This is a genomic window from Polaromonas sp. P1_G4, from assembly GCF_056405475.1.
This window is the reverse complement of record NZ_JBFUCA010000080.1, coordinates 1-11,818: the sequence shown is the minus strand read 5'-3', so window position 1 is coordinate 11,818 and position 11,818 is coordinate 1. Positions and strand designations below refer to the sequence as shown.

The 11,818-nt window shown below is 61.1% G+C and carries 8 protein-coding genes; 5 read left to right on the top strand and 3 right to left on the bottom strand.

Annotated elements, in window-relative coordinates:
- Positions 1-1,291, bottom strand: a 1,291-nt coding sequence (locus AC1D1X_RS06240) for a DEAD/DEAH box helicase (RefSeq protein ID WP_477697985.1), incomplete at its 3' end; no start/stop codon positions are given.
- A 250-nt stretch (positions 1,292-1,541) separates the two neighbouring features.
- Between AC1D1X_RS06240 and AC1D1X_RS06235 the strand changes: the two genes are divergently transcribed.
- Together AC1D1X_RS06235 and AC1D1X_RS06230 are read left to right on the top strand one after the other, a co-directional pair.
- Positions 1,542-2,480 carry a DedA family protein/thiosulfate sulfurtransferase GlpE gene (locus tag AC1D1X_RS06235; RefSeq protein WP_477668200.1) on the top strand — a complete coding sequence of 313 codons (939 nt, stop codon included), beginning with the start codon at positions 1,542-1,544 and terminating at the stop codon, positions 2,478-2,480.
- 366 nt (positions 2,481-2,846) lie between these two features.
- A complete protein-coding gene (locus tag AC1D1X_RS06230; protein WP_477697984.1) occupies positions 2,847-8,399 on the top strand; it encodes a PAS domain S-box protein in 5,553 nt (1,850 codons plus the stop codon).
- A 109-nt stretch (positions 8,400-8,508) separates the two neighbouring features.
- Here the strand turns inward: AC1D1X_RS06230 and AC1D1X_RS06225 are convergent, their stop codons facing one another.
- Entirely contained in the window at positions 8,509-8,958 is a 450-nt protein-coding gene (locus tag AC1D1X_RS06225; protein WP_477668198.1) for a VOC family protein, read from the bottom strand.
- 287 nt (positions 8,959-9,245) lie between these two features.
- On the opposite strand from AC1D1X_RS06225, the gene AC1D1X_RS06220 reads away from it, so the two are divergent.
- The 3 genes from AC1D1X_RS06220 to AC1D1X_RS06210 all read left to right on the top strand — a co-directional run bounded on the left by AC1D1X_RS06220 (position 9,246) and on the right by AC1D1X_RS06210 (position 11,212).
- A complete protein-coding gene (locus AC1D1X_RS06220) occupies positions 9,246-10,247 on the top strand; it encodes a transporter (RefSeq protein ID WP_477668197.1) in 1,002 nt (333 codons plus the stop codon).
- 115 nt (positions 10,248-10,362) lie between these two features.
- Positions 10,363-10,803 carry a hypothetical protein gene (locus tag AC1D1X_RS06215; protein ID WP_477668196.1) on the top strand — a complete coding sequence of 147 codons (441 nt, stop codon included), beginning with the start codon at positions 10,363-10,365 and terminating at the stop codon, positions 10,801-10,803.
- Between the two features lie 82 nt (positions 10,804-10,885).
- Positions 10,886-11,212, top strand: coding sequence for a hypothetical protein (locus tag AC1D1X_RS06210; RefSeq protein ID WP_477668195.1), 327 nt, complete (start codon positions 10,886-10,888; stop codon positions 11,210-11,212).
- 62 nt (positions 11,213-11,274) lie between these two features.
- Here AC1D1X_RS06210 and AC1D1X_RS06205 read toward each other — a convergent pair whose 3' ends face one another.
- On the bottom strand, positions 11,275-11,670 hold the full coding sequence (locus AC1D1X_RS06205; protein WP_477697983.1) for an EF-hand domain-containing protein: 396 nt from the start codon (positions 11,668-11,670) through the stop codon (positions 11,275-11,277).
- Positions 11,671-11,818 lie beyond the last annotated feature (148 nt).

Below are 11,818 nucleotides of genomic sequence, written 5' to 3'. Positions count from 1 at the left end.
GCGCCTGCTGCGCCTCCTGCAATTCCAGCAGGCTGCGGTTGAGCCGCTCCAGTGCGCCGCGAACGGCGCGGGGCGCGGTGGCGTGCACCTGTTGGAGCTGCGCCTGGCTCAGCGTGGCTGAGTACATCTTGCGCGCACGTTCCACCAGGTTGTGCGCTTCGTCCACCAGCACGCCTACGCGCCACTGGTTGCCCACGGCCTGGCCGTGCAGCAGCGCGCTGGTGTCGAAGTAATAGTTGTAGTCGCCCACCACCACATCCGACCAGGTGACCAGTTCCTGGCTCAGGTAGTAAGGGCACACATGATGGGCCAGCGCCAGTTCACGCAGCGCTGCTTTATCGAGCGGGCCTTGTGCGGCGGCATGCTGCACTGCAGCGCTGCGCGCCTGGGGCAGCCGGTCGTAAAAGCCCTTGGCCAACGGGCAGGCGTCGCCGTGGCAGGCCTTGTCCGGGTGTTCACAGGCCTTGTCACGCGCCACCAGCTCCAGCACGCGCAGCGGCAGGGCCGCCGTGCTGTCTTTGATGCGGTCCAGCGCGTCGAGCGCCAGCCTGCGGCCCGGCGTTTTGGCCGCCAGAAAAAACAGCTTGTCGAGTTGCTTTTTCGGCACAGCCTTGAGCAGCGGGAACACCGTGCCAATGGTTTTGCCGATGCCTGTGGGCGCCTGTGCCATCAGGCAGGTGCCGGCCTGGGCTGTTTTGTAAACCGCTTCGGCCAGTTCACGCTGACCCGGCCTGAATGCAGGGTGCGGAAATGCCAGCGTGGCGAGCGCAGCATCACGCGCCTGGCGGTGTGCTAGCTCCTGGTTGGCCCAGGCCAGGAAGCGCTCGCACTGCGTTTCAAAGTACTCCTTGAGCGACGCGGCGGAGAAATGTTCGGTCAGCGGTGTTTCCTGTGTGCTGGCCACGTCAAAGTACACCAGTGTCAGGTTGACGTCCTGCAGCTTTTTGGCTTCGCAAAGCAGCCAGCCGTAAATCTTCAGCTGTGCCCAGTGCAGGTGCCGGCGGTTGTCGGCCATGGCGTGCAGGTCGCCCCGGAAAGTTTTGACCTCTTCAAGCTGGTTGCGTTCAGGGTCGTAGCCGTCGGCACGGCCGCGCACCTTCAGGGTCTTGTACTCGCCCTCCAGGCTGACTTCGGCCTGATAGGACTCTGAAGACTCTGCACGGCGCGATGCCACCATGGCGTGCCCGGCCATGCCTTCCGGTGCGGAGGGTGACGGCGTAAAGCGCAGGTCCAGGTCGCCATGCTTGGCCGTGAACTCGCACAGGGCCCGGACAGCCACAAGGTATTTCAATCGGTAGTCGCTCTCTGAGTCACGTGAACAGGGGAAGGGTTCATGGTAGCGCAGGCGCCGGGCGCCGCCTCCCAAAATCAGCCCAAATAACCCGAATTGTCCGAATTGTTCTTCCCATGGAAAAAGAACATTCCCCGGGCCACCATTTACTGCTGCGCTGTAGCCGTCTACATTGCATGAACGGGCAACAAAAGCGGGGCTGAACGGCTTTGCAGCCCGCAACGACCCTCGCAGAAAGTAACGCGACTCCATGGAACAGATCATTGTGTGGCTCGAGCACTACGGGCTCGCCGCCGTTTTCCTGAATGTCGGGCTGGAACAGCTCGGCTTGCCGATCCCGGCCTATCCGGTATTGATCCTCACCGGCGCATTGAGCTTTAACGGCCAATACTCCGCAGCAGGCCTCATTTTCACCGCCGTACTGGCTTGCCTGGCCGCGGACAGCGTCTGGTACTGGGCCGGTCACCGCTACGGCAGCCGCGTGCTCAAAACGCTTTGCCGCATTTCCCTGTCGCCCGACTCCTGCGTGCGGCAAACCGAATCCATCTTCACGCGCTGGGGTGTCAAGTCGCTCATCCTGGCGAAGTTCATTCCCGGGTTTGCTTCGCTCGCCACAGCGCTGGCCGGACGCACCGGCATTCCCTTCGGCCGCTTTCTGGTTTTTGATGCGCTGGGCGCAACGCTTTACGCCGGTGCCGGCGTGGGGATCGGCATGATTTTTCATGACGCGGTGGCCGACGTGCTGGCCATTTTCGAGCAGATGGGACGCATCGGGCTGATGGTGCTGCTGGCTGCATTTGCGCTCTTTCTGTTGCACAAATGGTGGCAGCGGCAGCGCTTTTATCGGCAGCTGCGCATGGCCCGCATTTCACCGCAGGAGCTGCTGCAGCTCACGCAGCAGAACAAGCCTGCCGTTATCCTGGACGTGCGCACGGAGCTGGCGCGTGCCGGTGGCGGCATTATTCCGGGAGCGCTGGTCTGGTCGGACCTGGACCGTACCCGTGCATCGCTTGATATCCCGCACGATGTCGCCGTGGTCGTTTATTGCGCTTGCCCCAACGATGCTTCTGCAGCCCTGGTGGCCAAGCGCCTGATGGCGGCCGGGTTCAGCAATGTCAGGCCGTTGCATGGCGGCATCGACGCCTGGCAAGCGGCCGGGCTGGCACTGGAATACCCCCAGACTGCCTGAATGGAGTGATGGTAATAATTGCCAAATACCGAACGGCAATTCGTGTAATTCCGAGGACCTATTGATTGCTATAAGAGGAGGTCTTAAGTATGCAAAAACCAGGCCAATCTAATGGAAGGCACGGTCAAAAGAAATCAGGGTGTTGTCCTATAGCGCAATTAAATGCAGCATTACACACTTGCAGTGCGGCAGCTACAGAAAGCGGGGCCTCGATGGAGCCGCGCACCTTTGCAAAGAAAGTCACCACCGGCGGATGAACCCCAGTTTGCCAAGCGCATTCACCGCAGTCCACCGTGAGCCTGGCCTGATGGGTGCGCCCATGCCCCTGCCGCATCGGCCCGGCACGGTTACCCGTCAGGTGCCGCGATGAAACGCGACGAGACGGCAGAGCAATCCCAGCAGCGCATGCAGGCTGAAGCGCTTGCGCTGGCAGCCGCCAATGATGCGTTGAAGCTTGAGATCGTTGAGCAGCAGCGACTGGTCGAATCGCTCAGGGACGACATCAGCAGCTTGCGCAGCCTCGCCACCGTCTCGGCAGACTGGTACTGGGAGCAGGACGCGGAGTACCGTTTTACTGACTTCACGGCCGAGTACAGCAGCAAGTCACAAGATAAGGATCTCGACAGTTCCGTCGGCAAATGCCGCTGGGAACTGCCTGGCGCCCTGCCGGTCACCATGTCATGGGAAGACCACCGCGCCGTGCTGGCGGAACGCAAGCCCTTTCGCGATTTCGAATACATACGCGTGCTGGAGGATGGCGTCGCGCATTATTTTTCCATCAGCGGCGTGCCGGTGTTCAACAAGCATCAGGAGTTCATGGGTTATCGGGGTATTACGCGCGATGTCACGGCCAGCAGGCGCGCGGAGGAAAAAGAACGCAAAGTCGCCCGCCTGCTCGACGACATCGTTGAAAACATTCCGATCGCCATGAACCTGAAAGCCGTCACGGACCACCGTTATGTCGCATGGAATCGCGCGGCGGAAGAGCTTTATGGTTTCACTCGGGCGGAAGCGCTGGGCCATACCGTCCATGATCTGTGGCCCAAGGCCCATGCCCACAACATGCATGCCTCGGATCTCGCCCTGATCGCTGCCGGAAAGATGCAGGAATTCCCCGACCGCCTTGTCCAGACCAAGCACAAGGGCGTCATCCGTGTGCACATGCGCAAGGTTCCGCTGAAAGATTCCAGTGGTGTGGTGACACACGTCCTTGTTACGGCGGAGGACATCACCCAGCAGCTGGCGGACGAAGAGCGCTTGCGCAGCAGCGAACAGCAGTTCCGCAGCCTGACCAGTCTTTCGTCCGACTGGTACTGGGAAACCGATGCCAATTTCCGCTTCACCAAGCTGTCCGGCGGCCAGACGGAAGAAGCCAGGCGCGCCATCAGTGAGCACATCGGTAAAACACGCTGGGAGATCGACCACAGCCAGGCCAACCAGGAGATGTGGGCCCGCCATCGCGCTCTGCTGGAGCGCCACGAAGTCTTCCGCAACTTTGAATACGAACGCGTAGAAAAAGACGGCAAGCGCGTGACCTTGTCCATCAGCGGAGAGCCGATGGTGGACGCCAAAGGCCGCTTCACCGGCTATCGGGGCGTGGGCAGCGACATCACCGCGCGGCTGGAGGCCGAGGCCAAACTGCGCCGCAGCGAAGAGCGCTTTCGCAGCCTCACCGGTCTTTCGTCCGACTGGTACTGGGAACAGGACACAAACTTCCGCAACGTTTTTGTCTCCAATGATCCGCAACGCTTCGCCCTGGGAACCCAGGTCATTGGAGAGGGGCAATGCCGATGGGACCTCCCCAACTCCACACCGCTTGTCGGCACATGGGAAGAGCACAAGGCGGTGTTACAGGCGCATTTGCCGTTCCGCAATTTTGAATACCGGCTGACCAAGGAGGATGGGAGCGTCATTTACCGAAGCGTCAGCGGGGAACCGGTGTTTGGCGACGATGGAACCTTTGCGGGTTATCGGGGTGTGGGTGCCGACATCACGTCACGCAAGGAAGTGGAGATCGCGCTGCGGGTCGGCGAGGCCCGCTTCCGGGCGGTTGTGGGTGCGCTGGCCGAAGGCGTGATCCTGCGGGACGCCCAGGGGCATATTGTTGATTGCAATGCCAGTGCAGAGCGCATCCTCGGCCTGGCCCTGGCCCAGCTCAAAGGCCAGACTTCGGTCGAGCCGGAATGGCAAAGATTCCGCGAAGACGGCACGCCAATGCCCAGGGAAGAGTGGCCCAGTGTTGTCGCCGTGCGTACCGGCCAGCCACAGCTGAACCGTGTGGTGTGCCATCGCAGGCCCGACGGCAGTGAGTTCTGGGCACTGATCAACGTGCAGCCCCTGGTGGACGGGAACGGCGCCCCGTCGGGGTATGTCAGCACCATTACCGACATCAGCAAGCGCCGGCAGGCGGAGCAGGAAATCGTCCGGCTGAACGTCAACCTGGAAAAGCGCGTGCTGCGCAGGACCGCCCAGCTGGAAGTCGCCACCCGGGAGATCGAGGCCTTCTCTTATTCCGTGGCGCATGACTTGCGGACACCGTTGAGCACCATCGACGGATTTTGTGCGCTGCTTGAAAAAGCGGTTCCACCTGAATCGGGTGAGCGCGCACATCATTTCATGGGCCGCATACGCAGCAGTGTGCGCCGCATGGGTGAGCTGACCGATGGCTTGCTGTCCCTGGCCCAGTTGTCGCGGACCAGCCTGAACTGGGAGTCTGTCGACATCAGTACCGAGGCGGCCAAGATCATCAAGCAGTGGACGGAAAACGATCCTGACCGCCGGGTGCGGATCACCGTCGAGCCCAACCTGTGGGGCCGGGCGGACGTTGCATTGCTGCGTCAGGTGCTGGAGAACCTGATCGCCAATGCATGGAAGTTCACCTCGAAAAAACCGCACACCGAAATCCTGGTCGGAAAAGAAGCAGGGGCCGAGGACCAGGTGGTGTATTTTGTGCGGGACAACGGTGCCGGCTTCGACATGGCGTATGCCGACAAGCTCTTCGGCACTTTCGAGCGGCTGCATTCACCGGAAGAGTTCGCCGGCAGCGGCATCGGGCTGGCCACGGTCAAACGCATCATCACCCGCCACGGCGGAAAAATCTGGGCCAAGTCGGCAGTGGGTGAGGGCAGTACCTTTTATTTCACGCTCGGAGGCGAGCAGGCCGGTGCCATGCCGGCTGAGGGGGACGTGTTTGACGATTCAGGCGTTGCGCTGACAGACAGCGCAAGTACGTTCGAGGACGCCGGAGAAGTAAGTCCCAAGGGGGCTGGCCCCATCAGCACGGACAACGATGTCTTCACGGTCAGTGACCAGCAGTTCAGCAATGCGTTTGAACATGCGGCCATCGGGATGACGCTGATCGGCATCGACTCGCGCCGGCTGAAGGTCAACGCCGCTTTTTGCCAGATGCTGGGGTATTCAGAGGCGGAAATGCTGTCGCGCACCATCCATGACCTGACCCATCCCGACGATATTGCCTGGGACCTGGAGCAGCGCCGCAGGGCATTGGCTGGCGAAATCGAATCGTTCCACGTCGAAAAGCGCTACATCCACAAGTCCGGCCGTACTGTATGGGGCTACATGAGCTGCTCCCTTGTGCGCGATGCAGACAGAAAGCCGCTTCAATTTATCGCGCAGATCCAGGACATCACCGAGCGCAAGCAGACCGAGCAGGTTCTGCGTGAAAGCGAAGAACGCTTTCGCGCACTCACGGCGCTGGCCTCCGACTGGTTCTGGGAGCAGGACGAAAACTTCCGCTTCGTCGAGGTTCCCGGCGAAGCCCCAAGCGCCTCCGGCATCCCGAAATCGGCCCATGGCAAGACTGCCTGGGAGCTCGACTACATCAACATCGAAGCCGGTGCGTTGGCCGAGTACAAGGCCAAAATAGCCCGGCACGAGGTTTTCCGCGACCTTGAAAGTACACGGCGCGACTCCAAGGGGCGGCCGCGCTACTTCAGCATCAGCGGCGTGCCGAAATTCGACGCCAACGGAAAATTCACCGGCTACCGCGGCACGGGACGCGACACCACCGAAATCCGCCGTGTCACCGAGGCCCTGCGCACCAGCGAAGCGCAGCTGCGCGAAATCACCGATACCGTGCCGGCCTGGATCACTTACGCTGACGCCAACCAGCGTCTGTGCTTTCATAACCGGGCCTACGAGGAAGTCTTCGGCATGACGCAAGCGCAGCTCGAAGGCAAGACCATCCGGGAAATCCTGGGCGACGAGATGTACGCGCTGGTCAAGCCCAGGGTGGAAGAGGTGCTGCAGGGCTACCCGGTGGTCTACGAGCGATCGCAGAAAACCGCCCGCGGCGGCATGCGCGACTACGTGGTCAATTATTTCCCGCGCTACGGCGACGGCGCCGACGAAGGCAAGGTGATCGGCTTCTACACGCTGGCCAATGACGTCACCGAACTCAAGCGCATTGACCGCATGAAGAGTGAATTCGTCTCGACGGTCAGCCATGAGCTGCGCACGCCGCTCACCTCGATCCGGGGCTCGCTGGGCCTGATCTCCGGCGGTGTTGCCGGCCAGCTGCCCGACGCCGTCAAGACGCTGGTGGGCATCGCGAAAACCAACTGTGAGCGCCTGATCCGGCTGATCAATGACATCCTGGACATCGAGAAGATCGAGTCCGGCAAGATGACCCTGGATTTTCAGGCCATCGAACTCAGGCCTTTGCTGGAGCAGGCGCTGGCCGCCAACGAAGGCTACGGCGCGGCGAAGAATGTGCACCTGCAGCTCGAGTTTCCCGACGAGGACCTGCAGGTCAGGGTCGACAGCGACCGGCTGACGCAGGTGGTGACCAACCTGCTGTCCAATGCGATGAAGTTCTCGCCCGAAGGCGGCACGGTGGATATTCACGTGGCTCGCAGCGAAACGGGCATACGCGTCGAGGTGCGGGACCACRGGCCCGGCATTCCGGAGGAATTCCGCAACCGCATCTTCCAGAAATTCTCCCAGGCCGACTCCTCCGATACACGGCAAAAGGGCGGCACGGGCCTGGGCCTCAATATTTCACGGGCCATCATCGAGCGCCTGGGCGGCAGCATCGGTTTTCATACCGACCCCGGGGTCGGCACCACCTTCTTCTTTGAACTGCCCGAATGGGTGGATTCGCCGGAGCGTACTTCAGGTTTCTCGGCACTGGTCGAACAGCGGCCGCGCGTCCTGGTTTGCGAGGACGACCCGGACATCTCCCGCCTGATCAGCATGATGCTCGACAAGGGTGGTTTTGATACCGAAATGGTGTACACAGCCAGACAGGCCGTCGCGGAGCTGGCAAAAAGGCGGTACGCCGCCGTCACGATAGACCTGAAGCTGCCCGACCAGGACGGCATTGCGCTGATCAGGGCGCTGCGCGCCCAGCTGCATACACGCGACGTGCCCATCGTGGTGGTGTCGGCCTCGGCGGCCGAGGGGCGGATCCAGTTCAACGAACAGTCCCTGACCGTATCGGACTGGCTGGAAAAACCCATCGATGAGAACATGCTCGTGCTGGGCGTGCGGCGCGCCATTGCCGGTTCGGTCGAAGCCCGCGCCGTCATCCTGCATGTTGAAGACGATCCGGACATCCAGCGCATCGCAGCGACCATTGCCCAGGGGTTTGCAACCTTCGTCTTTGCCGACACGGTGCAGGAAGCACGTGACCGGCTGAAGGAACAGCGCTTTGACCTGGTCCTGCTGGACCTCAGCCTGCCGGGCGGTTCGGGCTGGGACTTGCTCAAGGACGTTGAGGCGATGGACGGCCCGCCGCCGGTGGTGATTTTCTCGGCACTGGAGGTGGACAGGCTTCAAGCCACGCGGGCGGCCGCCGTGCTGGTCAAGGCCAAGACTTCCAACACCGAGCTCCTCGAAACCTTGCGGCGCGTGCTCGGGCAAAGCAATTCTGCGGAATCGCCTACGGACGAAGCCTGAACCTGTACCGGGCCCGCGGCAGGCTACGGGGTTTCTAGCGCGCTAGTGAATAAATCCGGGATTTAGCCTTTACTGGCTTGCGCGAGCAGCTATATTTTTCATAGCAAATTCACGCGGAAGGCGTGGTCATCAGCGCGGTATAACGGCGCTGCATTTCCTCCGGCGACACGGTTTCAATGCTGTGCCCCACACTCCACCGGTAGCCTGCCGGGTCGCGAAAGCTGCCTGAGCGCTCACCGTAAAACTGGTCTTGCGCCGCCATTTCCAGCGTGGCGCCGGCTTTCAGCGCACGTGCAATCACCTCATCGCAGTTGTCCACATGCAGGTGCAGCGTGACGGTGGCCGGCGCGCCGGCATCGGGCGCCCGGGTGCCGTACTCCGGGAATTCTTCCGACACCATCAGCGTGGCGCCGTCAAAGTCCAGTTCGGCATGGCCGATGCGGCCATCGGGTTCTGTGAGCCGGAATTTTTCCGTAGCGCCAAAAACCGAGGTGTAAAACGCCATGGCCTTTGCAGCATTTTTGACATGAAGGTAGGCAAACAATTCGTGGGTGGCCATATCGTCTCCGTCGGTGATGTGAAGGAACCAGGCGAGGCCTGAGGTGCTGCCGGCCTGGCCTGAAATTATGAGGCGCATTGGAGCTCAGTGACAACCCGGTATGCAGTGGGCATGCACCGCCCGGCCAGGCGCCTGAAGAACGCGGTCACGGCACTGTCACCGAACCGTCATGCAAAGGCAACACACTGTATGACCGCCACTGTCCGGGGCAGGTCGCCCGATACCGGCTGCCCTGCGCCTGCCGTGTCCGATTCACTCCAATTTTGACTACTTCACGCCACTTCTGAATGGACATCACTTACGGCGCCGACAGAACCGGCCTGCTCTGCGGCTACAGGTTTGAAAACGGCGCACCCGGCATACCGGTAGATCTTTTGGAGGCGGCCGCCTGGCTGCAGGACGAAAGACCCAAGGGAAAATCAGATTTCGTCTGGCTGCACTTCAACCTGAGTGACGCCGCGGCGGAGGCGAGCATCCGCAAGCATTTGCACGCCGTACCCGAGTTTTTCGAGGCCCTGCATGCGGGTTCAAGATCCACCCGCATAGAAGATGCGCACGACACACTGATTGCTGTCGTCAACGACGTGGCGTATGAATTCGCGTTTGACCCGGCTGAGATGTCCAGCCTGTGGCTGAACGTGGCGCCCCATATGGCACTGAGCGCGCGCTCCCATCCCCTGCGTTCCATCGACCGCATGCGTGACGCCATCAAGAACGGCAAGCCGCTGGCGTCATCGGTGTCATTTCTGAACCAGCTGCTGCGCGAACAGGGCGATGTGCTGGTGCGCATCGTGCGTGACGCCACTGTCCAGGTGGATGTGGTGGAAGACAAATTCCTGGTCGGCCGGCTGCATAACCGCCGGGCTGACCTGGGCAAGTTGCGTCGGGTGCTGGTGCGGCTGCAGAGGCTGCTCGCGCCGGAGCCCGGTGCGCTTTTCCGCCTGCTGCGGTTGCCGCCGCCATGGGTCAGCGAGCACGACCTGGAGGAGCTCCGCCAGGCGACGGAAGAATTCTCATTGACCATCAGGGACATGTCCGAACTGAAAGAGCGCATCAAGCTCCTGCAAGAAGAAATTGCAGCACAGGTCAGCGAGGAAACCAACCGCAGCGTCTTCATCCTGACGATGGTCACGGTACTGGCGCTCCCCATCAATATTGTTGCCGGCCTGCTGGGAATGAATGTGGGCGGCATCCCCCTGGCCGAACATCCTCACGGCTTCATGGTGATCGTGGGGATCATTGGCGTTTTCACCGCCTTCGCGGCCTGGTATGTTTACCGGAAGAAATAGCGTTCATGGGTCATCTCGTTGGTGGAATCCGCCGGGCGGGCGCGGCTTTTTATGAGAATGTGCGATATTTGCAACGGTCGCTCATCCACTAAATCCAACCCTTTGCGTGTTACCCATGTTCAAAATTTTTGTTTCTGTCCTTGCCTTGCTGTTGTCGAGCGTGACACACGCCGCGGCCAACCCCGCGTCTTTTCCCTTTGATTCGAACCAGCTCGCGGGCCTTTGGGCCGAGAGCTACAACACCGAGCCCGCGTGCGCGCCCGGCAACCTCAAAATGCGCATGCAGCTCAGCCGGGATGGAACGGTTCTGGACATCACATACGATCGCAAATGGAAGACAGCGCTCGGGGAAACCGAAGGCTCACGCGCCACAGTATTGTCTGCGGGCCCAACTACCCTGGTGATTCAATACGAGGGGGAGAAGCGTCTCAAGGAATCCGGCCGGCCACTCGAGTGGGAACTCACGGTCGTGGCGCCCGGTGTGTACCGCTGGCGCGAGACGGATTGGGAGCCCGGCCGCGTCAATATCGTGGTGGGCGTCCGATGCTCCCTGTGAGGCGGCTGACCCCATGGTGGGCCTCGCCGGTTGCCGGTCTTCATCTTTGTCAAACGCTGCGCTTTAAAAAAAAGGAGCTCCCTTGTTCACACGAATTTCGCTAACCCGTCTGTATGTGGGCTCCGTCTACAAATTGGTCTTCATCGGCCTGGTTTTCTCCTTGTTGCCCCTCTGTGTGGTGTTTGGCGTTCTCGCTGGATTCGGTTTCAACACGGTGCAGTGGAACGGCCGACAGGTATACGGAGTGATGGGCTTCGTGCTTGGGCCCGTCGTAGGCATTCTGATGACGGGGTTTCTCACGGTCGCTCTTGGTACCGCCTGTGTTTTCGGCCTCTGGCTTTTCTCGAAGTTCAGGCCGCTCTCGCTTTGGGCCAGGAACGTCACTCATCATGCCGATGAGTCGGCCTGATCTTCTCCAGGAAGACGGCTCGCTGCCTTTGCATCACACTTCGATGTGCATGTTCAACTGGTTCAACGCGCCTTGCTGCGGTTCATTGCGTTGTCGAATTCCTCACGCGAGAGAAAACCGTCCTTGTTGACGTCGGCCTCGTCAAAATGCCTGGAGACGCCTCGAAAGTTCGATGCCTCGTCGCGGCTGACCTTCCCATCGCCGGTTTTGTCCATGAACTTGAAGGCGCGCTCCAGGTCTTTGGGCTCGTAATAGRTGACTGTTGTCGGCGCCGGCGTGGAAGCGGGCGCGGCGGCGGGAGCGGGCGCTGCCATGGCCGGCTCAGCGGTCTGGGCTTGTGCCTGCGCGGCCAGCAAGGCTGCCGCGGTGGCCAGGGCCAGCAAGGAGACCGGCATCCAGATGCGGTGGTGGTTCAGGCTGGAAGGCGTATTGGTGGGGGTGTTGGTTGTCGCGTGCATGGGCTTCCTAAGGGAGTGTGGTCAGTCACCATTGGATGCTATCCCCGTACCCAATACCAGTGTTCGTGCAGGGTGTTGCGCCGGTGTACCTGCCGGCGGAGCGTGGATACATTTCTTTGCATGCGGAGTCCGGGGCACGTACACAAGG